This is a genomic window from Cupriavidus sp. SIMBA_020, from assembly GCF_046535395.1.
GTDB lineage: Bacteria > Pseudomonadota > Gammaproteobacteria > Burkholderiales > Burkholderiaceae > Cupriavidus > Cupriavidus campinensis.
This window is the reverse complement of sequence record NZ_JAWRWU010000008.1, coordinates 210,200-232,492: the sequence shown is the minus strand read 5'-3', so window position 1 is coordinate 232,492 and position 22,293 is coordinate 210,200. Positions and strand designations below refer to the sequence as shown.

Here is a 22,293-nt window from a genome sequence, read left to right as displayed (position 1 = left end):
CCTGGTCATGCGGCCACGGCGCGGCGCGCGGGCGTGCTGGTGCGATCCAGGCGCAGCGTCATGCAGTAGGCCCCGCCGCCGGAGAGCATGTACGGCGACAGGTCCACCTCGTGCAGCCGGTAGCCGCGCCGGCCCAGTTCGCCGCGCAGATGCGCCGTGGTGCGGGTCATCACCACCTGGTCGTCCAGATTCACGGCGTTGACGCTGAAGTGGCGCAGGTCTTCCTCGGTGGCCTCGATGCGCAGCGCCGCCGGCACACGCGCGTGCAGCAGCCGCAGCGCCGCCGCTGAGAACGCGGGCGGGTAATAGAGCACCTCGCCGCCGGCCAGCGGGCAGAAGCAGACGTCGAGGTGATAGCTTTGCTCGGTGGCCAACTCCAGCGCCACCACCTCCTGGCCGAACTGCGCGGCCATGGCATCGGCGGCCTCCCGGGAGGAGCGCGGGCCGAAACCGGCCCAGAAATGGCCGCGCTGCGCGTCCCAGATGCAGTCGCCCGCCCCTTCCTGATAACAGCCCTCGCGCAGCGTGGTCACGCTGTCGAGCAGGCCGCGCGCGCGCAGCGCCTCGAAGATGGCCGCGAACGGCGCTTCCTCGCCCCGGCGCTGCGGGTAGCGGAAGCGTGCCAGCACGGCCTTGCCGTCGAGCACGACCGCCGCGTTGGCCGGGAACACCATGTCGGGCTGACCCGGCGCCCCTTCGGCCACCTCGACCGCAAACCCGGCGGCGGTCAGCGCGGCGTGGAGCGCGTCGAACGACGCCCGGGCCTGGCGATGCATGCCGCGCGGGTCGCGCGCCCAGGCCGCGGGGTCCATCCACGGATTGATGCTGTAGGACACGTCATAGAACGTGGGGGCGATGAGGAGGATGGTCGGGCGGTCGGTCACGGGGGCTCCTTTGTCTGATGTGGCTGCCGTGGGTGCATTCTGATGCCCGCCCACGCCAACAAATAGCCAGCAAAGTGGACAAATTGCGCGCACGATTCGACAATCCGCCAACATAAGGCGACAAATCGCCAGAGGAGCCCCCAATGGACGCCACCGACCAGCAACTGTTGAGCCTGTTGCGCGACAACGCCCGCACGCCCGTGACGGCGCTGGCCAAGGCGCTGCGCGTCTCGCGCGCCACGGTGCAGAACCGGATCGACAAACTGGAGAAGGAAGGACTGATCGTCGGCTACACGGTGCGGCTGAAGGCCGAGGCCGAGCCGCACCGCATTCGGGCCTGGATGACGGTGGCCGTGGAGGGCAACCGCGCCCGGCAGGTGCTGCAGGCCCTGCGCGGCGAGCCCAATGTGCAGACCCTGCATACGACTAACGGCCGCTGGGACATCATCGCCGAACTGCGCGCGGATACGCTGGAGCAGTTCGACCGCACGCTGGACCGGATCCGGCTGATCGAGGGGATCTCGGCCACCGAGACCAGCATCCTGCTGACGAGCTACAAGCTCTGACCGACGCCGCGCACCGCGCGCACCGCCCCGCGCAGCCGCTCGCGGCGGGTTTCCTCGTGCATCACATGGCCGCTCGGCGCCAGCAGGTCGCGTAGCGAGACGATGCCGACGATGCGCATCGTCGCCAGGCTCTCCACCACCGGCAGGCGCGCCACGCTCAGTTCTGCCATGCGGCCGGCGGCGGCGCGGCCGGTCAGTGCGGGCAAGAGTACGGCGGCAGGAGCATCGCCCTGCCCCGCCACCAGATCCCCGCAACGCAGCCCCGCATTGTCCCCGGCATGGGCCGCGACGATGGCCGTGCGATTGAGCATGCCGACCAGCCGGCCCGCGCGCACCACCGGGTAGGCGCGATGGGCGGCGCGCTGGGCCGTGTGATCGCCAAAGTAGCGCGGCAGCGCGTCGGCCACCGGCAGGTCGGCGTCGATGGTCACCACCTCGCGCGTCATCAGCTCGTCCACGTGCGCGCGTTCGAGCGGGTCCACGCCGTACTCCCGATAGATATGAAGCCCGCGCCGGGCGATCTTCTCGGTCATGATCGACCGCTTCATGGTCAGCACCGAGAAGCCGTAGGCCACCGCCGTGGTCAGCAGCAGCGGCAGCAGCGCCTCGCTGTCATGCGTGAGGCCGAAGGCGAACACGATGGCGGTCAGCGGCGCGCCCAGCACGCTGCCGAGCACGCCAGCCATGCAGACCAGCGCCCAGAGCGCCGGCGAGCCGCCCGGCAGCACCGGCGCCAGCACCACGCCCAGGCCGGCGCCCAGCATCAGCAGGGGCGCCAGCACCCCACCCGAGGTGCCCGAGCCCAGCGCGGCAATCCAGATCACGGCCTTGACGGCCAGCAGCGCCACGGCCACCTCCAGCGCGAGGCGGTTGTTGAGCAGGTCGCCGATCACGTCGTAGCCCACGCCCAGCGCGCGCGGCTCGAAATAGCCGCCAATGCCCACCACCAGGCCGCCGATGGCCGGCCACCACATCCAGTGCAGGCGCAGCTTGCCGAACGCGTCCTCGGTGCGATAGAGCGCCAGCGTCAGCCCGGCGCCAAGCACGCCGCACAGCAGCCCGGCCAGCACGCACGAGCCCAGCGCCAGTGTGCTGGCCGGCGCGGTCTGGAGCGGGAACAGCGGGCCAGCCTCGAACACGAGCGGCCGCAGGAAACCGGCCACGGCGCAGGCCAGCGCCACCGGCAGCAGGCTGCGCGGGCGCAGCTCGAACAACAGCAGCTCGATGGCCAGCAGCACGGCCGCCACCGGCGTGCCGAATATCGCCGTCATGCCGGCGCAGGCGCCCGCCACCAGCAGCGTCTTGCGCTCGGCGGCGGTCAGGTGCAGGTACTGGGCCAGCAGCGAGGCGATGGAGCCGCCGGTCATGATGATCGGCCCCTCGGCCCCGAACGGCCCGCCGCTGCCAATCACGATGCCGGACGACAGCGGCTTGAGCACGGCCACCTTCGGCGACATGCGGCTCTTGCCGAACAGCACCGCCTCGATGGCCTCGGGGATGCCGTGGCCCCGGATCTTGTCGCTGCCGTAGCGCGCCATCAGGCCGACGATGAGCCCGCCGATGACCGGCACGACGATCACCCAGGCGCCCAGCGCGTGGCTGGCCGGCGAGCGCTCCGCGAAGGAGATCGTCTGGAAGAAGAACAGGTTGGTGAAGAAGCGGATCAGGTTCACCAGCACGAAGGCGGCGCCGGTGCTGACCGCGCCGATCGCCAGCGCGATGCCGGCCAGCATGGGCAGGCGGCCGTTGGCGGCGTAGTCGCGCTTCTCGAACGGGGCAGGGCCGGAATGTGATGAGAGAGGCATAATCGGGTTCGGGGCAGGGGTGGGCAGTCCGGAGGCCGGCGCAATATATCACGCCATGATATATTTGCGGACCCCCGCATCCTGAGCGCCCCCGCCCCCCGATTTCGATGCCCGCCGAATTCGACTCTTCCCAACCCTCCCATCCCCATCCTGTTACCGAGGCACGTGCCTGGCTGCGCACTTTCGTGCCGATGCCGATCGCCGCGAGCCTTGGCGAGCGCCTGAAAAGCTGCCTTGGCGCGCTAATCGGCCTGTTCCTGACCGAGTGGATCTGCCGCCGCTTCCTGCAGGGCTTCAACCCGTGGTTCATCGCGCCGATGGGCGCGTCGGCCGTGCTGCTGTTCGCCGTGCCGTCCAGCCCTTTGGCCCAGCCGTGGTCGATCATCGGCGGCAATCTGGTCGCCGCCACCGTAGGCGTGGCCTGCGCGCGCTGGATTCCGGACCCCGGGCTGGCGGCCGGCGTGGCCGTGGCGGTCGCCGTCGCCCTGATGTTCCCGCTGCGCTGCGTACACCCGCCCAGCGGTGCCGTAGCCGTCACAGCGGTACTGGGCGGCCCAGCCGTGCAGGCGCTGGGCTTCGGCTTCGTGGTGATGCCGGTGGCCATCAATTCGATGCTGCTGCTGCTGACCGCGCTCGCCTTCAATAACTTCGCCCGGCGGCGCTATCCGCACCGGCCGCCCGAGGCCGCCACGCAGCACCACACCCGCGACGTGCCGCCAAGCCAGCGCGTGGGCGTGACGCGCGCCGACCTGGACGCCGTGCTGGCCGCGCGCGGCGAGTTCCTGGACATCGAGGAAGACGATCTCGAGGCGATCATCGTGGAGGCGGAGCTGCGCGCCTACCGGCGCCGCTTTGGCGATGTGTCGTGCGGGGACATCATGTCGCGCGACGTGGTGGCGGTGCGCCCCGGCCAGGCCGCCGCGGACGCCGCCGCGCTGCTGGCGCGCCATCACATCAAGGCGCTGCCCGTGGTGGACGGCCGGCGCCGCCTGCTCGGCATCCTCACCCAGACCGACTTCTTCCGCGCCCAGCGCATGCACTCGCGCCGCGTGAACGGCACCGTGCGCGACCTGATGACCCGCGCGGTGGTCACCGCGCGCCCCGACCAGCCCATCGTGGAGCTGGGCCGGGCGTTCTCGGACGGCGGGCTGCATCACGTGCCCGTGATCGACGACAACCGCTGCGTGGTCGGCATGGTCACGCAGACGGACCTCGTGGCGGCCCTGCTGCGCCGGGGGGTCACGGAGCCATAAGGCAACCATGATGGCGCGCTGACGCCCGATTACACTCATCCAGGCCAGCGCCCCCGGCGGCGCTGTCATCGATTTCCGCTATGCTTACGGCGTTTCCGTCACACGGCGCCCCTGGAGATCTGCCCGATGAGTTCCGGACAATTGATTGAAAAGCTCGCCGCCGTCTTTGCACTGATCGTGCTGATCGGCGGCTCGCTGCTGGTGCTGGCCCCGTTTGCCACTGCGCTGCTGTGGGGCGCGATCCTCGCGTACGCCTCCTGGTACCCCTATACCGTGCTCACGCGCTGGCTGGGCAACCGGCGCAGCATCGCCGCCCTGATCTGCGTGCTGATTTCCACGGTCATTGTGCTCGGCCCGTTCGTCTATGCCGGCGCCAGCTTCTCCGCCCATCTGGACGAACTGCAGGCGCTGTTCCAGCGCTATACCGAGCATGGCATTCCGCAACTGCCCGAATGGCTCAGCAGCCTGCCGTTCGTCGGCAGCCAGCTCTCCAGTGCGTGGAACCAGGTCATCACGGCCGACTCCGAGATGGTGGCCAACCTGCGCAAGCTGATCGCGCCGGTCGGCCATGTGCTGCTGGGCGCGGGCTTGTCGATTGGCGCCGGGCTGGGCCAGCTGGCGCTCTCCATCGTCCTGGCATTCTTCTTCTATACCGGCGGCGAACTGGCCGTGGAGTGGCTGCGCGGCGGCATGCGCCGCGTGGCAGGCGAGCGTGCCGACCACCTGCTGGCGCTGGCCGGCAGCACGGTCAAGGGCGTGGTCTACGGGGTGCTCGGCACCGCCTTCATCCAGGCCGTGCTGGCCGCCATCGGCTTCTGGATTGCCGGCGTGCCCGGCGCCGCCATCCTCGGCTTCATCACCTTCTTCCTTTCCGTGGTGCCGATGGGCCCGCCGCTGATCTGGATTCCGGCCGCGCTGTGGCTCTACCATTCGGGCCACACCGGCTGGGCGGTCTTCATGGTGATATGGGGCGGCGCCGTGGTCGGCATGGCGGACAACGTGGTCAAGCCGCTGCTGATCAGCAAGGGCACCGGCCTGCCGCTGATCTGGATCATGATGGGCGTGCTGGGCGGGGCGCTGGCCTTCGGCTTCCTCGGCGTGTTCATCGGCCCGACCGTGCTGGCCGTGGCCTACGCGCTGCTGCGTGACTGGACCATCGGCACGCACGAAGGGCCGCCTGTGCCCGCCGTCACGACTGCGCCGCCCAAGACGCTCACCCCGGACGCATGACGCCGGCGCCGCACGCCCCTTCCGAGACCCCGCAGGACCTGCCTGCGGACCTGCACCCGGACCTGCACCGGCTGGTGGCCTGCGAATACTGCGACGCGCTCTACGAACGCACCGCGCTGGCCCCCGGCGAGCGCGCCGCCTGCCTGCGCTGCGGCGGCCCGCTCTACCGCGAAAGCTCGCGCGCCTACCGCCGCCTGCTGCCGCTGGTGGTGACGGCGCTGATCCTGTTCCTGATCTCCAACGCCTTCCCCATCGTGGAGATGGACCTCAAGGGCGTGCGCACCCAGACCACGCTGATCGGCGCCGTGCAGGCGCTGTTCGCGGACCAGATGGCGCCGGTGGCGCTGCTCGTCTTCGCCACCACCATCCTGTTCCCGCTCTCCGAGATGCTGATGATGGGCTACCTGCTGGTGCCGATGGCGCGCCGGCAGATGCCGCCCGGGTTCGACCGCATCGTGCGCGGCATCCGCCAGACCCGGCCCTGGGGCATGATCGAGGTGTTCATGATCGGCGTGCTGGTCACGCTGGTGAAGCTCTCCACCATGGCGCAGGTGCTGCCGGGCGTGGCGCTGTGGTCGTTCGGCGCGCTGGTGGTGGTGCTGGCGGCAATGCTGTCGTTCGATCCGCGCGACCTGTGGCACTACCTCGAGCCGCCCGGCGCGGACGAGGTGCCGCCCCGTGACGAGGCCCATCGCCCATGAGCCCCGCCGCGCCCCCCCAGCCCCCGCGCCCCACCCACGCCTCGCGCACCGCCGCCGCGCGCGAGCGGCTGGCGCGCTCGCGCCGCATGGCCGCCGACGTGGTGGCCGAACTGACCGATGACGACGAGCGCACGCCGCTGGCCCAGGTGCCCACGGCCGCCTCGCGCGGGCTGGTGTCCTGCCACGCCTGCGACCTGGTCAGCCCGCGCACGCTGGAAGGCGAGCCCTGCCCGCGCTGCGGCGCCACGCTGCACCATCGCAAGCCGGCCAGCCTGGCGCGCACCTGGGCGTTTCTGCTGGCCGCCTATATTCTCTATATTCCCGCCAACCTGCTGCCGGTGATGGTCACGCAGTCGATCCTCGGCACCCAGCGCGACACGATCCTCTCGGGCGTGATCTACCTCTGGGTGTCCGGCTCGCACCTGCTGGCCGGCGTGGTACTGATCGCCAGCATCGTCGTGCCGCTGCTGAAGATGATGATCCTGACGCTGCTGCTGGTCTCGGTGCACCTGCGCACGTCGTGGCGCATCCGCCAGCAGACCCGGCTGTACTGGCTGGTGGAAATCATCGGCCGCTGGTCGATGCTCGATATCTTCGTGGTGGCGCTGCTCGCCTCGCTGGTGCGCGCCGGCGCGCTCGCCACGATCATCCCCGGCGGCGGCGCGATGGCCTTCGGCGCCGTGGTCGTCCTGACCATGATGGCGTCGCTGAGCTTCGATCCGCGCCTGCTGTGGGACTCACTCGAATTGCCGGAATCCAACGATGCCCGACACTGACAACGCCGCTCCACCCCTTCCGCCCCCGCCGCCCCCCGGCGGCCTGCCCCAGCCCGCGCGGCGCAAGCCCGCGCGCTGGCTGCCCTCGCTGGTCTGGCTGATCCCGATCGTCGCCGCCGTGGTGGGCATTTCGCTGCTGATCAACACGCTGGCCTCACGCGGCCCAGACATCACGGTGACCTTCCGCACCGCCGAGGGCCTGACGCCGGGCAAGACCGCCGTGCGCTACAAGGACGTCGACATCGGGCTGGTGAAGTCCGTGCGGCTGGCGCCGGACCGCTCGCATGTGGTGGCCATTATCGAGCTGACCAAGGATGCCGAGAACTTCGCCGTGGCCGACACGCGCTTCTGGGTGGTGCGGCCGCGCTTTGCCATCAGCGGGGTGTCCGGGCTGGAGACGCTGCTGTCCGGCGCCTATATCGGCGTGGATGCCGGCAAGTCGCAGGCCAGCACGCGCAGCTTCACCGGGCTGGAGGTGCCGCCCGTGGTCACCACCGATGCCTCCGGGCGGCAGTTCGTGCTGCGCGCGCAGGACCTGGGCTCGCTCGATATCGGCTCGCCGGTCTACTACCGCCGCGTGCAGGTGGGCCAGGTGGTGGCCTATCAGCTCGAGCCAAACGGGCGCGACATCACGCTGCGGGTGTTCGTCAACAAGCCGTACGACACGCTGGTCACCGCCGACACGCGCTTCTGGCACGCCAGCGGCGTGGACCTGAAACTCGATGCGGGCGGGCTCAAGCTCTCCACGCAGTCGCTGGTGACGGTGCTGCTGGGCGGCGTGGCGTTCCAGTCGCCGGACAACTCCTCGGCCCGCACCGCCGCCGCCGAGAACACGCAATACCTGCTCGCCGGCGACCAGGCCGAGGCCATGAAGGAGCCCGACGAACTGGCGCCCGCGCTGGCCGTGCTCAACTTCGACCAGTCCGTGCGCGGGCTGACCCCCGGCGCGCCGGTGGACTTCCGCGGCGTGGTGGTGGGCACGGTGCGCTCCATCGGCATCGAGTACGTGCGCGACAAGAAGGCGTTCCGCATGCCGGTGGTGGTGGAGTTCTATCCGTCGCGCATGGGCTTCCGCGAGCGCGACGTGGCCGACGAGGAGCGCAAGCGCGCCATCGTGCAGGGGCTGGTCAAGCGCGGCATGCGCGCGCAACTGCGCACCGGCAACCTGCTGACCGGCCAGCTCTACGTGGCGCTCGACTTCTTCCCGAAGGCGCCGCCGCCGACCGACATCGACCTCAATGCGGCGATGCCGGAACTGCCGACCACACCGGGCACCTTCGACGCGCTGCAGGCCAAGCTGGGCGATATCGTCAACCGGATCGACAAGGTGCCGTTCGACCAGATCGGACAGGACCTGCGCACGGCCATGGCGTCGATGAACGCGATGATGGCCTCCGCCGACAAGCTCGTGGCCCAGCTCAACGGCGACGTGGCCCCGCAGGTGCTGGCCGCGCTGCAGGACGCGCGCCGCACGCTGACGGCGGCCAACGGCACGCTGGCGTCAGACGCGCCGCTGCAGCAGGACACGCGGCGCATGCTGCAGGAACTGACGCGCACGGCTGTGTCCCTGCGCGCGCTGACTGACTACCTGGAACGCCACCCCGAGGCGCTGCTGCGCGGCAAGGCGGAGAAACCATGATGAAGCGATCTGCTGAGAAGACAAGGATGGCGGCTGCCGTGCTGGCGACGCTGGCGGTGCTGGCAGTGCTGGCCGGCTGCGCCTCGCCCGAGCCGCGCTACTACACGTTGGCGAGCGGCGAGGCCACGGCGCCGGCAGTGACACCGGCGACTACCCCGCTCTGGATCGAAGTGGCCCCGGTACGGGTGCCCGAGCGGCTGAACCGGGCCCAGCTGGTGGTGGCAGACGGCAGCGCGGGCGGGCTGAAGCTGCTTGACCTGTCGCGCTGGTCGTCGCCGCTGCCGGACGAGCTGCGCGACGCGCTGTCGCAGCAGTTGCAGGCGCGGCTCGGCGCTGTGGATACCTACCAGCAGGGCCTGTCGGAAGTAACGCCGGTGTACCGCGTGACCACGGAGGTAGTACGGCTCGATGGCGATCTCGGCCAGCGCGCCGCCGCGACCATCGCCTGGACCGTGCGCAAGCTGCCCGACGGCAAGGTCCTGAGCGGCCGCACGCAGACCGAGCTGCCCGCGCCGGGACAGGTGGACGGCATGGTCAGCGCCTACCGCCAGATCGTGGCGACCACCGCCGCCGACATCGCCGCCGGCGTGCAGTCTCTGCGGCCCTGATTCTTATCTATTAGTCAGTCTTCCGGGAGTCAGTCTTCCGGGCCGCCGGCTTCCAGCGCCTGCGCCCGGCGCGCGGCGCGGCGCCGGTCCGCCTCGGCCATCGCGGCCAGACAGGCTTCGGCGTCGCCAGCCACCAGCCGCACGCTGCAGGCCAGCATCAGGTTCCTGGGCAGGCCGAAGTCCTCCACCACGTAGCCGCGCGCATCGAGCGCGTCGCCATCGGCATCGGTGCCCACGCGCACGCGGTCCAGCAGCGTGCCGGCATCGGCCGAATAGGCCCACACCGGCTTCTGGAGCGCCACCGCGAAACCCACTTCGAACGCCGTGCCACTGTCCGGCTCGCCCGGGCCGCGAAAATCGTCGAGATTGGCCATGACGAGGTCCGCGCGCCGGATCAGCGCGAGATTGGCCTCGTAGATCCACTGCGCGGTGTCGGGGCCCGAGAGGCCGGCCGGCGCGGCTTTGTCGAGCGGATACAGCCCTTCGTAGCCGTGCTGGGCGCACAGCGCCTTGAGATGCGCACCGTGGGCGAGCGCGTCCTTGCGGAAAACGTCGAATCCGGCGAGATAGATCGATTTCATGGGGCGTGAGGTGTGGGCATCCGTCGTGGGATGCCAGCTTACCGGATGCCAGCCACCTCAGGGGGTCAGCGCCGGGTGCCGCAGCGCGTGCGCCGCCTCGGCCATGTGCTGGCGGTACGCCTTGTCGTCGCGCGCGAGGCCCAGTTCGCCGTTGAGGTAGGCCATGGCCAGGGCCTGGAGCGCCGCCGGATGCTCGCGCCCGGCGGCGGCTTCGTACCAGTCGACGGCGCGGGCGTCGTCGCGCGGCACGCCCTCCCCTTCGCGGTAGGCGTTGGCCAGCAGGAACATAGCCTGCGCCACGCCGCCCTCGGCTGCCACGGTGAGCCAGCGCACGGCTGCCGGGGCGTCCGGCGCGCGGCCGTAGCCGCCCCGGCACAGCAGGCCCAGGTAGTAGGCGGCGCCTGCATCGCCGGCGCGGGCGGCGGCTTCGAGGTGGGTCCAGGCGCGCGGGAGGTCCGGCTGGCGCACCGACAGTTGCCCCAGCAGTTGCCCCAGCATCGACGCCTTGCCGAGCACGAAGTGGGCGCGCACGCTGCCGCTATCGGCGGCCAGGCGCAGCCAGCGCTCGCCATCGGCGCGCGAGAGCGCGTCGGGCCGGGCCAGCAGCGTCTCGCCCAGCGCGGCGCGGGCAGCGGTCTCGCCGGCATCCGCCGCCCGCGCCAGCCGCGACAGCGCGTCGGCATCAGCCGCCGTGCTGGCCATCCGCTGCCATTGGGCCAGCTCGGCCTGACGCGCTTCGGCATGGTGGCGCCACGCGGCGGCACCGCCCACGCCGGCTGCGGCCACCGTCACCGCCACCAGCGCGGCGGCGAACAGCGGATGGGCCCGGCGGCGGCGGACGGACGGGGGAAACGGGGCGGCGACAGTAGCGGCGGTCATCAGAGGCTCAGGTCGATTTTGTACTGCGACAGGTTCTTGTTCGAGCCATCGTCGGCTTTGTCGAGCGTGATGTTGGTCAGGCCCGCATCGACCGCCTGCTGGAGCATGCCCACACCCGAGCTGAACACCACCTTGCCGGCCGTCGCCACTGGCGTGAAGCGCCAGCTACGCGCGCCGCCGTGCGCCGCACGCGTCACATTCGCCGCGTTCTTGATATAGGCGATCAGCACGTCGCGGTTGGCGTCCGGCGAGGCGTACACGGTCTTCGTGCCGTCCAGCCCCGGGAAGTTGCCGCCGCCGCTGGCGCGGTAGTTGTTCGTCGCGACGATGAACGACATGGCCGCCGTGACCGGCGCGCCCTGGTAGGTCAGGTTCTTGATGCGGCTGCCCACCGGCTGGGTGACGTCGATCTCGTACTGCATGTCCGCCGAGGTGAACATGTCGAAGTTGTAGCCCGGGAAGCTGCTGATGAGCTGCTGGTCCGTGGCCAGCGCCGGGTCGATCTGGTTGAAGCGCCTGGCGGCCGTCTCCAGCCACGCCTTGACCTCGTCGCCATTCACCTTCACCGCGTAGACCGTGTTCGGATACAGGTACAGGTCGGCCGCGTTGTTGATCGCCAGATTGCCGGCCGAGACGTCGGTGTAGTCGCTGCCGCCGCCGAAGCCGCTCTTGAACGGCGCGGATACCGACAGCACCGGCAGGCTGGCCAGCGCGGGCAGGTTGGCGGTGAGGTAGTCCTTCACGTACTGCGCCTGGGCCATGTTGACGATCTGGATCGCGCCGGGGTCGCCCACATCGGCAAAGTAGCTCGACATGCGGTAGTTCGTGGCGCCGATCGGCGTCTTCACGTACTGGATGGTGGCCTGGTGCTCGGTGTCGATGGCGGCGGCCACGGTGGCGTCCGCCGCCACATAGGTCTTGTCGGCGTTCTGGATCGAGCGCGCCTGGACCGTGGTGCCGGCGCGGTCCACCGACCACTTGCTGCCGTCATAGGCCAGCGCGAGGTGGATCACGCCCAGGTGCTTGCCCCAGTAGTTGGCCATCACGGTCGGCACGCCGTTGACCGTCCCCTTGACCTTGTCCACGCCGGGCAGGTTGAACTGCGGCACGGTGCTGGCGGCGTCCGGGAAGATCTGGTGCGAGTGGCCGATCAGCATGGCGTCCACGCCCGCCACCTTTGACAGGTGGTAGCTGCCGTTTTCCATGTCCGGCGAGTAGGTCGAGTTGTCCAGCCCGCCGTGGGAGATCACCACGATCAGGTCTGCGCCCTTGGCGCGCATCTCGGGGATGTACTTCTGGGCGGTTTCCACCGCGCCTTCGGTATAGACCTTGCCGTCGAGCCAGCGCTTGTCCCAGGCGAGGATGGCCGGCGGCGCGAAGCCGATGATGCCGACCTTGAGCGGCGCGGTGACCGGCTTGCCGTCCGGGCCCGTGGCGGTGACCGTCTTGGTCAGGATCGCGTAGGGCTGGAACAGCGGCGCGCGGGTCTTCACGCTGTAGACGTTGGCCAGCACCTGCGGAAACTTCGGCCCGGCGCAGACCGTCTGCGTGCCCGGCTCGGGCAGGCCATCGACATTGAAGCGGCTGCCCGTGACCTGGCTCAGGTACGGCAGGCCGTAGTTGAACTCGTGGTTGCCGATGCCGCCGCCGTCGTAGCCGGCGTCGTTCATCACCTTGTACATCGCCAGCGTCTCGCTGCAGGCCACGGGCTTCACCAGCGCCTGGTAGTCGGACAGCGCGGTGCCCTGGATGGTGTCGCCGTTGTCCAGCAGCAGGCTGTTCGGGAATTCCTGGCGGGCCGCCTTGATCAGCGTGGCCACGCGCTCGAAGCCGAGCGATGGGTCATCGGCCAGCTTGAAGTAGTCGTAGCTGCGGACGTTGGTGTGGAGGTCGGTGGTTTCCAGCAGCGCCAGCGTGGCCTTGGTGCCGGCCGGCACCGTGGCCGCCGGGGTGCCGCCATTGCCGCCATTGCCGCCGCCGGAGGCCGGGGTATCGTCATCGGCGCCGCACGCGGCCACCAAGGCCACCGTGCCGGCCAGGAGCGCCGCGAGGGTAGCGGACTGCAGAGGGGAGATGCGGTGTGACATGGTCTCGGATTCCCTTTTCGCGTTGTTTTTTGTTGTTTGCTGCTGCGCTGGGAATTTTGGTGAGCCAAGGCGTCAACGCTGTGACAGCCACCGGCTGCATCGAAATGTGTTTTTTACGACACATATAGCCCGACTGGACTATTCGATCCGGATGAAGTTGGCTATACGACCGGCGGATTGACGTAGCGCTATATAGCAACTTATATTGCGCCTGTGCCGTCCAGGCGACCTGTCCACCTCTTATGACACCCTTCCTCCGCCGCACCGTCTTTGCCGCAGCCCTGACCTTTGGCGCGCCTTCCGCATTTGCCGCCGACCTCGTGGTGTCGGCCGCCGCCAGCCTGACCAACGCGTTCAAGACGCTGGCCGAGCAGTACGAGAAGGGGCACCCGGACACCAAGGTCGTCCTGAACTTCGGCGCCTCGGACGTGCTGATGCAGCAGATCGTGCGCGGCGCGCCGGCGGACGTGTTTGCCTCCGCCGACCAGGACGCGATGAACCGCGCCGAGGCCGAGAAGGTGATCCAGCCGGCCTCGCGCAAGGATTTCGCCGCCAACCAGGTGGTGCTGATCGTGCCGGCCGACAGCAAGCTCGGCATTGGCGCACTGCGCGACCTGACCCGTGCGGACGTGAAGCGCGTGGCCTATGGCAATCCGTCGTCGGTGCCGGTAGGCCGCTACACCAAGGGCGCGCTGGAGGCCGAAAACCTCTGGGAAGCCGTCTCCGCCAAGGGCGTGCCGGCGCAGAACGTGCGCCAGAGCCTGGACTACGTGGCGCGCGGCGAGGTGGATGCCGGCTTCGTGTTCGCCACGGACGCCGCCATCATGCCGGACAAGGTGAAAGTGGCCGTACGCGTGCCGAACCGCACGCCGGTGACCTACCCCATCGCCATCACCGCGCAGACCCGGCAGCCGACGCAGGCCGCCAGCTTCGTGCAGTACGTGCTGTCGCCGGATGGCCAGGCCGTGCTGGCGAAGTACGGCTTCCAGAAGCCGTAAGCCCCCTGCCCCACATCCCACATCCCACATCCCACATCGACATGGACGGCATCTGGACTCCGCTGCTGCTCTCGCTGAAGGTAGCGGGCTGGGCCACGCTGCTCAACGCCGTGCTGGGCGTGGCGGCGGCGTATGGCATCGCGCGCTGGCGCTCGTCGGCGCGGGATATCGTCGACGCGATCCTGACCCTGCCGCTGGTGCTGCCGCCCACCGTGCTCGGCTATTACCTGCTGGTGCTGGTGGGCCGGCGCGGCGTGTTCGGCGCCTGGCTCGAATCCATCGGCATCACGCTGGTCTTCACGTGGCAGGGCGCGGTGCTGGCCTCCACGGTGGTGGCGTTCCCGCTGGTGCTGAAGTCCGCGCGGGCTGCTTTCGAGGGGGTGGATCACCAGCTTGAGAACGCCGCGCGGGTGCTGGGCGTGTCCGAGACCGGGATCTTCTTCCGTGTCACGCTGCCGCTGGCATTGCGCGGCATCGTGGCCGGTGTGCTGCTGGCCTTCGCGCGCGCGCTGGGCGAGTTCGGCGCCACGCTGATGATCGCCGGCAACCTGCCGGGCCGCACCCAGACGCTGTCCGTGGCCATCTACGAGGCGGTGCAGGCCGGCGACGACAACACCGCCAACCTGCTGGTGCTGGTGACGTCGGTCACCTGCGTGCTGCTGCTGGTGATTGCCGGCCGGCTCGTGCCGCCGGCCGCGCGCGGCATTGGCGACAGTTACGAGCGGCGCCGTTTCCGGCGCGGCCCGGCCACGCGCTGACGGTGAGATCGCCATGAGCATGCACGTCACCATCCGCAAGCGCATTGTCACGGCCGACCGCCAGTTCGCGCTCGACATCGACTTCGATTCCGACAGCCGGCGCATCGCCATGTTCGGCCCGTCCGGCGCCGGCAAGAGCCTGACGCTGCGCGCGATTGCCGGGCTGCTGGCGCCCGACAGCGGCCGCATCGTCCTGAACGGCCGCATCCTGTTCGACAGCGAGACCGGCGTGGATGTGCGCCCGCAGGAGCGCCGCGTGGCCTACCTGTTCCAGGACTACGCGCTGTTTCCGCACCTGACCGTGGCCCAGAACATTGCGTTCGGCCTCAGCAAGGGCTGGCGCAACCCGGCGCGCCGCGCGCTGCCGCCCGAGGCCGCGCGCTGGGTCGATGCATTCGGGCTGCGCGAGATCGTCAACCAGTATCCGATCCAGATTTCGGGGGGACAGAAGCAGCGCGTGGCGCTGGCGCGCGCGCTGGTGGCGCAGCCGGACATCGTGCTGCTGGACGAGCCGTTCTCGGCCCTGGACCCCGCGCTACGCACGCGCATGCGCGCCGAGCTGCGCGCGCTGCAGGAGAGCCTGGACGTGCCGATGGTCGTCATCTCGCACGACCCGAAGGACGTGGAGGTGCTGGGCGACCACGTACTGGAGATCCGCGACGGCCACATTCACGGCGGCGGGCGCGGCCGCCAGCATCCGCCGGTCTACGCCCCGCAGCAGCCGGCGCACGCCATCTAGTCAGGCCATCGTCCCGAGGATCACGCTGGAGGCCTTGAAAATCGCCAGGGCGCGGGTGCCCTCCTTCAGCCCCAGGTCGGCCAGCGAGCCATTGGTGATGATGGCCGCCACGGTGCCGCCGCCATCGAGGTCGAGCACGATCTCGGCATTCACCGCACCCGGCACCACGCGCGCCACCATGCCCGGCAGCTGGTTGCGCGCGGACAGTCGCATGCCCGGATCGGGCAGCCCGATCAGCACCGACGAAGCCTTGACCAGCGCAAACGCCTCGGCGCCGGGCGCCAGGCCCAGCGTCTCCACGCTCTCGTGCGTGATCGTCGCCACCACCTGCTGGCCGCCGGCGAGCGTCAGCGTCACCTCGTCATTGACCGCCCCGCCGCGCACGGCGGCCACGCGGCCGAACAGCTTGTTGCGGGCACTGGTCTGGATCATGAGGCGTCTCATCAGGTGGATGTCATCGGGATTGGCTTCGGAAAGCGCCCCGCCCAGCTTGTCGAGATAGGCGACGAAGCGCGCGTGCTCGGTCTCCATCGCCCGATAGGTGCGGATCAGCCGCTCGGCGCGTTCGGTCAGCCGCGTGCCGCCGCCGCCCTTGCCGCCGGCGGCGCGCGAGACCAGCGGCTCGCCGGCGCTGTTGTTCATGGCGTCGATGGCGTCCCACGCGGCCTTGTAGCTGAGGCCCACGGCACGCGCGGCGGCAGTGATCGAGCCATGCTCGCCAATCGCGGCCAGCAGCGCGATGCGGTCGCGTCCGCCCCAGTCCTGCGTGCCGGCGCGAAACCAGATGGCGCCTTGGAGTTCTAGCATGTGGAGGTGTACGTTTGCCGAGGTGCGGCTATGGTACTGCGAAGCGGTTCCCCCGGCGACCTCCCCCGCCCCCCCGCCATCCCCGCCATCCTCCTCAGCTCTGGTGCGCCGGGATGTACCAGCGCATCACGCTGCCGGCGAAGTATTGCCTGTCGAACTGGCGCAGCAGGCGCCATGCGGTGAACGGATCCACCGCCAGATCCACCCAGGCCCACGGGTGGTTGGGATCGCCATCGCGCACCAGTTCCACCGAGTTCACGGACGCGTAGCCCTTGAGCTTGTCCCGCAGCATGTCCTCGGTCACATCCCGATGCAGCCCACGGATCAATACCTGCATTGCAGCCTCTCCTGATTGCCGATAAGTCTTGCGCCGCCGGCGCTACGCCATGATGTGCACGCCACCGTCCACGTAGACCGTGTTGCCGGACAGCCGGCGCGCGTATGGCGTGGCCAGGAAGGCCGTGGCGAAGCCCACGTCCATGATGTCGACCAGCTCGCCGAGCGGCGCGCGGCCGGCGGCCTCCGCGAGCAGCAGGTCGAAGTCCTTGAGCCCGGACGCCGCGCGCGTCTTCAGCGGCCCGGGCGAGATCGCGTGCACGCGGATCCCCTGTGGCCCCAGTTCGTGCGCGAGGTAGCGGCAACTGGCCTCGAGCGCGGCCTTCACCGGGCCCATCAGGTTGTAGTTCGGCACCACGCGGTTGGCGCCGTCGTAGCTCATCGCGAACATCGTGCCGCCTGCGGTCATCAACGGCACCGCGCGGCGGGCCATGCGGATGAAGGAGTGGCACGACACGTCCATCGCCCGGGCGAAGCCCTCGGCCGACGAGTTGAGCAGCCCGCCCTGGAGGTCGGCCTTCGGCGCGAAGGCCACCGAATGCACCATGGCGTCGAGCCGGCCCCATTGCTCGGTGATGCGGGCGAACAGCGCGGCCATCTGCGCGTCGTCCTCCACGTTCAGCGGCATGAAGATGGAGGCGTCGACCTGCGCCGCCAGCGGCGCGACGTGCGGATGCGCCTTGTCGTTGAGATAGGTCATGGCGATCTCGGCGCCCAGCTCGCGGAATGCGCGCGCGCAGCCCCAGGCAATCGAGTCTTCATTGGCCACGCCCACCACCAGCACGCGGGCGCCGGCCAGCGGCGGATTGGGTACCTGCACCATGGCGCGGCCCTCCTCAGGTAGCGGAATCGGCAGCTGCACCGGCCTCGGCGTCGCGCGTGGCCGGGCTGCTGTGGTCCGCGCCGAGCACCGCCGCCACCTGGCGGTAGCGCGCCAGCCAGTCGTCATCGAGCGGCCCGCCCACGGTCAGTACGCGATGCGCGAGCACCATCACGCGGCGGCGCTCCTTCATGTCCGGCACCAGGGCCGGCAGCGCCTGGAGCGCCGCGTCCGCATCGAGGCTCACCACGTAGTTCTGGCGCCAGACCGCGTCCTTGAACTGCGCCAGCGTGACGCGCTTCTCCGGCGGGTGCTCGCGCGCAAGCTTGCGCAGCAGGTTGAACGGCCGCTCCTCGATGGCGGACTTGCCTTGCGTCACGTAGGCCAGGATGCGCGTGAAAGCGTCCAGGGAGGTGCCGTCGCCCATGTGCGCCAGCGCCTCGCGCTTGCGCAGTTCGGCCACCTCCGCGCGCAGCGCCAGGATGGCCGGCGACTCCGCGCGCCGCACCGTGGTCTCCATGCCGAGCATCGCCGGCAGCCACGGCGTGGCGTAGAGCGATTCAAACCACTGCTCCTGCCAGGCGTCGCGCACGTCGCGGTACTGGTTCAGCATCGAGACGATCTGGTCGGACATCGCCGTCTGCATCGCCAGGAACGGATTGTCGGCCGATACCGGCTGGCGGTGCTCGCGCACCATCGGCGCCAGCGCGCCCACCCAGGCCATCAGCGGATTGGTATCGCTGGCGAGCTTGCGCTCCATGCGCGCGGGATGGGTCTCGCGGATCGCCTCGGCGGTGACTTCGGTGGCGGCGGCGCGGACGAACGGCGACGCGTAGGTGTCGTACAGATGCTGGTTGATCTCTGCCACGCGGCGCACCACTTCGAACGGGCGCTCGTCCTCGCGGCCATCGTCGAGCGCGAGGATATCGTCGATGGTGCGGCGCTCGAAGCGGACCAGATAGCGGCCCTCGATCAGGTCGCGGTGCGAGGTACCGGGCGCCACGTCCTCGATCTTCGCTTCATAGAGCCCGGGCGGCAGCACGTCGATCAGGTCGAGCGCACAGAACAGCTCGGTGTGCTCGCGGTTGGCCACGCTGGCCGAGACGAAGATGCCGAGGTGGCCAATCGACGGATGCAGGCAATAGACGATGGTCTGCTGGTTGGCCACGATCTCGTCCACGTTCGCGTAGAGATCGGGAATCCAGTTCAGCGCCTGCTGGGGCGGCGTGATGTTGTCGCCCCAGGACGCGAACACGATCACCGGCGAGCGCACGTTGCGCAGGTCGATCAGGGTCTGGCCGTCGGTGCTGTGGATCTCGCCGGCGGTCAGGTGGTTGCCGACGAAGAGGTTCTGGACGATCCAGTCGATCTCCTCGCGGTTCATCAGGAAGTGACCGCCCCACCAGCGTTCGAACTCAAGGAAGCGCGGGCCTTCCGTGTCGGCCTTGGCGTAGACGTTGTAAAGCTTTTCCCAAAGTGCGTTGGCCGGGTTGAGCTTCTCGAAGTTCTGCACCAGCCACGCGCCGTCGAAACGGCCGTTACCCATGTCGGCGGCCAGCGAGGAGAGCCATGAGCCGCCGAGCAGGCCGCCGCTGTAGCGCATCGGATTCTTGCCGCGCACCCCGGACCAGTACGCCACCGGCGCGCCGGCCAGCAGGATCGGGCCGGTCACGTCGGGCGCGGCAGCGGCCAGGATCAGCAGCGCCCAGCCGGCCTGGCAGTTACCGACCACGAACGGCTTGCCCGGCGCGTTCGGATGGCGCTCGGCCACCGCGCTCAGGAAGCTGGCCTCGAGCCGCGCCACGTCCTCGATGGTCTGCCCCGGGCAGGGATCGCGGAAGAAAGTGATGAAGTAGCACGGATGGCCGCCACGGATGGCGTTGCCGATCTCGCTGTCCTCCTTGAAGCCGCCGATGCCGGGGCCGTGGCCCGCGCGCGGGTCCATCACCACGAAGGGGCGCTTGTCGGGATCGGTCGGATTCGCGTCCGGCGGCACGATGCGCAGCAGCGCGTAGTTGACGGGCTTGGGCATGTCGCGCCCGTCCATCAGCACTTCATGCTCGAACACCAGCACGGGCGGCATGCCGCCGCGCTCATGCTCGGCAGTCTCGTTGCCGCGCCGGCGCAGGATATCGAGGAACAGGATGCTGCGCTGCCAGGCGTCGACGCCATACTCCCAGGCGGCCTGGGCCAGGGGATGGGCAGCGTAAGCGGAGATTGCCGAGAGATCAGGAAACGGCGAAGGCGATGCGGGAGCATCTTGCGCAGGAGCGAGACCGCTCCCGGCGGGTTGGCGTGCATTCATTCCGATTCTCCCCTCTGGGAAGGTGTAGAGGTGGTCAGACGGGTCGCAGCGGCGTACAAGGCGCCTGCTGCGATGCAGCAAGTAAAAATCTACCAGCCTCGGCGGGCGAAGACAACCGACGTCGCAGATTCGTGCAATTTCCGCGCCGGATATGACGCTGGCGTGTCATCGTCGTCCGGCCTATACTCGCAGATACCGTTTGCGCAATGCAGCATCCTTGACCCCCGGGGGATGCCTGCCCGATTCCAGAATATTGGTTCCAGGGAACGCTGCCCATGCTCACACCTACGTTGGCCCCGTCCGCGTTGCCCCCCACCGGCGACAAATACGCCCAGTTGCTCGCGCGCTGCGCGGGCCTGCCCCCCATTCCCACCGCCGTGGCCCATCCGTGCGACTACAGTTCGCTCGATGGCGCGCTCGAGGCCGCGCGGCTTGGCCTGATCGTGCCGCTGCTGATCGGCCCCGAAGTCCGCATCCGCCATGTGGCCGTGGAACACGGCCTGTCGCTGGAAGGCATCCGGATCATCGACGTCCCGCACAGCCACGCCGCCGCCGCGCGTGCCGTGGAAGCGGTGCGCGCGGGCGAGGCCGAATTGCTGATGAAAGGCAGCCTGCACAGCGATGAACTGATGCATGCGGTGGCCAGCTCGACGAACGGCCTGCGCACGGGCCGGCGCCTCTCGCACGTGTTTGCGATGGACGTGCCCAACTATCACAAGCCGCTGTTCATCACCGACGCGGCGGTCAACATCTTCCCCACGCTGAACGAGAAGGCCGACATCGTGCGCAACGCCATCGACCTGGTACGCGTGCTCGGCATCGAGACGCCCAAGGTAGCGATCCTCTCCGCCGTGGAAACCGTAACCGACAAGATCCCGTCGACCATCGACGCGGCGGCGCTGTGCATGATGAGCCTGCGCGGACAGATCGAAGGCGGCATCCTCGACGGCCCGCTGGCCTTCGACAACGCCATCAGCAAGGCGGCAGCGGACACCAAAGGCATCCACTCCGAGGTGGCCGGCGACCCCGACATCCTGCTGGTGCCCGACCTCGAGGCCGGCAACATGCTGGCCAAGCAGCTCACCTTCCTGGCCGGCGCCGAGGCCGCCGGCATCGTGCTGGGCGCGCGCGTGCCGATCATCCTGACCAGCCGCGCCGACAGCGTACGCGCGCGCATCGGCAGCTGCGCCATCGCCGTGCTGCTTGCGCACGCGCGCCGCACCGCCGCCGCCGTGCCCGCCTGAGCGCGATGCGAGCGCGAAGACTGTCGCCAGGAGAATCATCTTGAGTACCGTCCATCCCGTGATCCTCGTCGTCAACGCCGGGTCGTCGAGCGTGAAGGTTTCCATCTACGTGGTGCCCGAGTCGGCGCACCACAACGTCGATATCCAGCCCGAACTGGCCGCGCACGGGCAGATCGAGGGCATCGGCGTGGCGCCGCGCCTGACCGCACGCATGGCTGACGGCCGCGTCGTGGCCGACGAGCAGTTTCCCGTGGAGCAGGTGGCCGACCACGACGCCGCCTTCCGCCTGATTCGGCTGACGCTGAGCGTGGGCCTGCGCGATACGCCGCCGGTGGCGGTGGGCCATCGCGTGGTGCATGGCGGCGCGGACTTCGCCGATGCGGTGGCGATCGACGACCCCGTGATCGCGCGGCTCGAAGCCCTCGTGCCGCTCGCCCCGCTGCACCAGCCGCACAACCTGACGGCGATCCGCGCGGTGCGCGCCGCCGTGCCGGAACTGTTGCAGGTGGCGTGCTTCGACACCGCCTTCCACGCCGGCCACGACCCGCTCGCGCAACTGATGGCGCTGCCGTACGAGTACTACGAGCGCGGTATCCGCCGTTACGGCTTTCACGGATTGTCGTATGCGTATATCGCGCGCCGGCTGCGGCAGGTGGCGCCGGATCTCGCGGCGGGCCGCGTCATCGTGGCGCATCTCGGCAACGGCGCCAGCCTCTGCGCGATGCGCGAAGGCCAGAGCGTGGAATCGACGATGGGGCTGACCGCGCTGGACGGCATGCCGATGGGCACGCGCTGCGGCAACATCGACCCGGGCGCGGTACTGTGGCTCGCCGCGCAGGGCATGGAAGCCGACGCGATCCAGGCCATGCTGTACGGCCAGTCGGGTCTCAAGGGGATTTCCGGCATCAGCAGCGACATGCGCGTCCTGCTGGCCAGCAACGACCCGCGCGCGGTGCTGGCGGTGAACTTCTACGCCTACCGCGCCGCGCAGGAGATCGGCAAGCTGGCCGTCACGCTGGGCGGGCTCGATGCGCTGGTGTTCACGGCGGGCATCGGGGCGAACTCCGCCGAGGTGCGCACGCGCATCTGCGCCTACCTTGACGGGCTGTTCGGCGTCCGGCTGGACGCGCAGGCCAATGCCGCGAACACCCAGCGCGTGAGCCGCGACGACAGCCGCGTGCCCGTGCTGGTCCTGCCGACCGACGAGGAAGGCATGATCGCGCTGTCCACCGCGCGCATCCTGCGCGAGCGCGGCGGACTATAGCGGCGGTAGTGGC

The 22,293-nt window shown here is 69.6% G+C and carries 21 protein-coding genes; 12 read left to right on the top strand and 9 right to left on the bottom strand.

What is annotated here, in order from left to right:
* Window positions 1-5: 5 nt before the first annotated feature.
* The gene (locus SB751_RS17530; protein ID WP_144197370.1) at window positions 6-884 is read right to left on the bottom strand and encodes a dimethylarginine dimethylaminohydrolase family protein; all 879 of its coding nucleotides are present in this window, start codon (window positions 882-884) and stop codon (window positions 6-8) included.
* Window positions 885-1,027: 143 nt separating this feature from the next.
* On the opposite strand from SB751_RS17530, the gene SB751_RS17525 reads away from it, so the two are divergent.
* Window positions 1,028-1,450, top strand: coding sequence for an Lrp/AsnC family transcriptional regulator (locus SB751_RS17525; RefSeq protein ID WP_144197369.1), 423 nt, complete (start codon window positions 1,028-1,030; stop codon window positions 1,448-1,450).
* On the opposite strand, the gene SB751_RS17520 is transcribed toward SB751_RS17525, so the two are convergent.
* Entirely contained in the window at window positions 1,438-3,255 is a 1,818-nt protein-coding gene (locus tag SB751_RS17520; protein ID WP_313818843.1) for a chloride channel protein, read from the bottom strand. The genes SB751_RS17525 and SB751_RS17520 overlap by 13 nt on opposite strands.
* A gap of 107 nt (window positions 3,256-3,362) precedes the next feature.
* On the opposite strand from SB751_RS17520, the gene SB751_RS17515 reads away from it, so the two are divergent.
* From SB751_RS17515 to SB751_RS17490, 6 genes are all read left to right on the top strand, one after another.
* Window positions 3,363-4,508, top strand: a complete 1,146-nt coding sequence (locus SB751_RS17515; protein ID WP_144197367.1) for an HPP family protein — start codon at window positions 3,363-3,365, stop codon at window positions 4,506-4,508.
* A gap of 126 nt (window positions 4,509-4,634) precedes the next feature.
* Window positions 4,635-5,738 (top strand): AI-2E family transporter, encoded by a 1,104-nt coding sequence (locus SB751_RS17510; protein ID WP_144197366.1) that lies wholly within the window; start codon window positions 4,635-4,637, stop codon window positions 5,736-5,738.
* A complete protein-coding gene (locus SB751_RS17505) occupies window positions 5,735-6,439 on the top strand; it encodes a paraquat-inducible protein A (RefSeq protein WP_410748250.1) in 705 nt (234 codons plus the stop codon). Before SB751_RS17510 ends, SB751_RS17505 begins: the two co-directional genes overlap by 4 nt.
* Complete coding sequence (locus SB751_RS17500; protein WP_144197364.1) at window positions 6,436-7,215, top strand: paraquat-inducible protein A; 780 nt, start codon at window positions 6,436-6,438, stop codon at window positions 7,213-7,215. The genes SB751_RS17505 and SB751_RS17500 overlap by 4 nt, the downstream gene beginning before the upstream one ends.
* The gene (locus SB751_RS17495) at window positions 7,202-8,854 is read left to right on the top strand and encodes an intermembrane transport protein PqiB (protein ID WP_410748249.1); all 1,653 of its coding nucleotides are present in this window, start codon (window positions 7,202-7,204) and stop codon (window positions 8,852-8,854) included. Before SB751_RS17500 ends, SB751_RS17495 begins: the two co-directional genes overlap by 14 nt.
* On the top strand, window positions 8,851-9,462 hold the full coding sequence (locus SB751_RS17490; RefSeq protein WP_211944287.1) for a membrane integrity-associated transporter subunit PqiC: 612 nt from the start codon (window positions 8,851-8,853) through the stop codon (window positions 9,460-9,462). Before SB751_RS17495 ends, SB751_RS17490 begins: the two co-directional genes overlap by 4 nt.
* A gap of 29 nt (window positions 9,463-9,491) precedes the next feature.
* Here SB751_RS17490 and SB751_RS17485 read toward each other — a convergent pair whose 3' ends face one another.
* The 3 genes from SB751_RS17485 to SB751_RS17475 are packed head-to-tail and all read right to left on the bottom strand — an operon-like array spanning window position 9,492 to window position 13,009.
* On the bottom strand, window positions 9,492-10,043 hold the full coding sequence (locus SB751_RS17485) for a nucleoside 2-deoxyribosyltransferase (RefSeq protein ID WP_144197361.1): 552 nt from the start codon (window positions 10,041-10,043) through the stop codon (window positions 9,492-9,494).
* Between the two features lie 57 nt (window positions 10,044-10,100).
* Window positions 10,101-10,922 carry a tetratricopeptide repeat protein gene (locus SB751_RS17480; RefSeq protein ID WP_410748248.1) on the bottom strand — a complete coding sequence of 274 codons (822 nt, stop codon included), beginning with the start codon at window positions 10,920-10,922 and terminating at the stop codon, window positions 10,101-10,103.
* Window positions 10,922-13,009 carry a bifunctional 2',3'-cyclic-nucleotide 2'-phosphodiesterase/3'-nucleotidase gene (locus tag SB751_RS17475; RefSeq protein ID WP_313818838.1) on the bottom strand — a complete coding sequence of 696 codons (2,088 nt, stop codon included), beginning with the start codon at window positions 13,007-13,009 and terminating at the stop codon, window positions 10,922-10,924. Before SB751_RS17475 ends, SB751_RS17480 begins: the two co-directional genes overlap by 1 nt.
* A 242-nt stretch (window positions 13,010-13,251) precedes the next feature.
* On the opposite strand from SB751_RS17475, the gene modA reads away from it, so the two are divergent.
* From modA to SB751_RS17460, 3 genes are read left to right on the top strand one after another with little or no spacing between them, the layout of a single operon-like run.
* Window positions 13,252-14,007, top strand: a complete 756-nt coding sequence (gene modA / locus SB751_RS17470) for a molybdate ABC transporter substrate-binding protein (protein ID WP_144197358.1) — start codon at window positions 13,252-13,254, stop codon at window positions 14,005-14,007.
* 41 nt (window positions 14,008-14,048) lie between these two features.
* Complete coding sequence (gene modB, locus SB751_RS17465) at window positions 14,049-14,765, top strand: molybdate ABC transporter permease subunit (protein WP_144197357.1); 717 nt, start codon at window positions 14,049-14,051, stop codon at window positions 14,763-14,765.
* 13 nt (window positions 14,766-14,778) lie between these two features.
* Complete coding sequence (locus SB751_RS17460; protein WP_149136586.1) at window positions 14,779-15,504, top strand: ATP-binding cassette domain-containing protein; 726 nt, start codon at window positions 14,779-14,781, stop codon at window positions 15,502-15,504.
* Here the strand turns inward: SB751_RS17460 and SB751_RS17455 are convergent, their stop codons facing one another.
* From SB751_RS17455 to SB751_RS17440, 4 genes are all read right to left on the bottom strand, one after another.
* Entirely contained in the window at window positions 15,505-16,311 is an 807-nt protein-coding gene (locus tag SB751_RS17455) for a TOBE domain-containing protein (protein WP_211943896.1), read from the bottom strand. It lies immediately after the preceding gene.
* A gap of 94 nt (window positions 16,312-16,405) precedes the next feature.
* Window positions 16,406-16,648, bottom strand: coding sequence for an RNA recognition motif domain-containing protein (locus tag SB751_RS17450; protein ID WP_144197354.1), 243 nt, complete (start codon window positions 16,646-16,648; stop codon window positions 16,406-16,408).
* A gap of 42 nt (window positions 16,649-16,690) precedes the next feature.
* Complete coding sequence (gene fabI / locus SB751_RS17445; RefSeq protein WP_211943893.1) at window positions 16,691-17,470, bottom strand: enoyl-ACP reductase FabI; 780 nt, start codon at window positions 17,468-17,470, stop codon at window positions 16,691-16,693.
* A 13-nt stretch (window positions 17,471-17,483) separates the two neighbouring features.
* Entirely contained in the window at window positions 17,484-19,772 is a 2,289-nt protein-coding gene (locus tag SB751_RS17440; protein WP_144197352.1) for a DUF3141 domain-containing protein, read from the bottom strand.
* Window positions 19,773-20,047: 275 nt separating this feature from the next.
* Between SB751_RS17440 and SB751_RS17435 the strand changes: the two genes are divergently transcribed.
* Window positions 20,048-21,016, top strand: coding sequence for a phosphate acetyltransferase (locus SB751_RS17435; RefSeq protein ID WP_144197351.1), 969 nt, complete (start codon window positions 20,048-20,050; stop codon window positions 21,014-21,016).
* A 40-nt stretch (window positions 21,017-21,056) separates the two neighbouring features.
* Window positions 21,057-22,280, top strand: coding sequence for an acetate/propionate family kinase (locus tag SB751_RS17430; protein ID WP_250025079.1), 1,224 nt, complete (start codon window positions 21,057-21,059; stop codon window positions 22,278-22,280).
* The last annotated feature ends 13 nt before the right edge of the window (window positions 22,281-22,293 follow it).

What these genes read in the sequence shown, in the direction of transcription:
- SB751_RS17515 (WP_144197367.1), top strand. Translation starts at nt 3,363, where the DNA reads ATGCCCGCCGAATTCGACTCTTCCCAACCCTCCCATCCCCATCCTGTT.
- SB751_RS17440 (WP_144197352.1), bottom strand. Translation starts at nt 19,772, where the DNA reads ATGAATGCACGCCAACCCGCCGGGAGCGGTCTCGCTCCTGCGCAAGAT.
- SB751_RS17450 (WP_144197354.1), bottom strand. Translation starts at nt 16,648, where the DNA reads ATGCAGGTATTGATCCGTGGGCTGCATCGGGATGTGACCGAGGACATG.
- SB751_RS17485 (WP_144197361.1), bottom strand. Translation starts at nt 10,043, where the DNA reads ATGAAATCGATCTATCTCGCCGGATTCGACGTTTTCCGCAAGGACGCG.
- SB751_RS17490 (WP_211944287.1), top strand. Translation starts at nt 8,851, where the DNA reads ATGATGAAGCGATCTGCTGAGAAGACAAGGATGGCGGCTGCCGTGCTG.
- SB751_RS17460 (WP_149136586.1), top strand. Translation starts at nt 14,779, where the DNA reads ATGAGCATGCACGTCACCATCCGCAAGCGCATTGTCACGGCCGACCGC.
- SB751_RS17475 (WP_313818838.1), bottom strand. Translation starts at nt 13,009, where the DNA reads ATGTCACACCGCATCTCCCCTCTGCAGTCCGCTACCCTCGCGGCGCTC.
- SB751_RS17505 (WP_410748250.1), top strand. Translation starts at nt 5,735, where the DNA reads ATGACGCCGGCGCCGCACGCCCCTTCCGAGACCCCGCAGGACCTGCCT.
- SB751_RS17510 (WP_144197366.1), top strand. Translation starts at nt 4,635, where the DNA reads ATGAGTTCCGGACAATTGATTGAAAAGCTCGCCGCCGTCTTTGCACTG.
- SB751_RS17480 (WP_410748248.1), bottom strand. Translation starts at nt 10,922, where the DNA reads ATGACCGCCGCTACTGTCGCCGCCCCGTTTCCCCCGTCCGTCCGCCGC.
- SB751_RS17520 (WP_313818843.1), bottom strand. Translation starts at nt 3,255, where the DNA reads ATGCCTCTCTCATCACATTCCGGCCCTGCCCCGTTCGAGAAGCGCGAC.
- SB751_RS17455 (WP_211943896.1), bottom strand. Translation starts at nt 16,311, where the DNA reads ATGCTAGAACTCCAAGGCGCCATCTGGTTTCGCGCCGGCACGCAGGAC.
- SB751_RS17495 (WP_410748249.1), top strand. Translation starts at nt 7,202, where the DNA reads ATGCCCGACACTGACAACGCCGCTCCACCCCTTCCGCCCCCGCCGCCC.
- SB751_RS17435 (WP_144197351.1), top strand. Translation starts at nt 20,048, where the DNA reads ATGCTCACACCTACGTTGGCCCCGTCCGCGTTGCCCCCCACCGGCGAC.
- SB751_RS17525 (WP_144197369.1), top strand. Translation starts at nt 1,028, where the DNA reads ATGGACGCCACCGACCAGCAACTGTTGAGCCTGTTGCGCGACAACGCC.
- modB (WP_144197357.1), top strand. Translation starts at nt 14,049, where the DNA reads ATGGACGGCATCTGGACTCCGCTGCTGCTCTCGCTGAAGGTAGCGGGC.
- fabI (WP_211943893.1), bottom strand. Translation starts at nt 17,470, where the DNA reads ATGGTGCAGGTACCCAATCCGCCGCTGGCCGGCGCCCGCGTGCTGGTG.
- SB751_RS17500 (WP_144197364.1), top strand. Translation starts at nt 6,436, where the DNA reads ATGAGCCCCGCCGCGCCCCCCCAGCCCCCGCGCCCCACCCACGCCTCG.
- modA (WP_144197358.1), top strand. Translation starts at nt 13,252, where the DNA reads ATGACACCCTTCCTCCGCCGCACCGTCTTTGCCGCAGCCCTGACCTTT.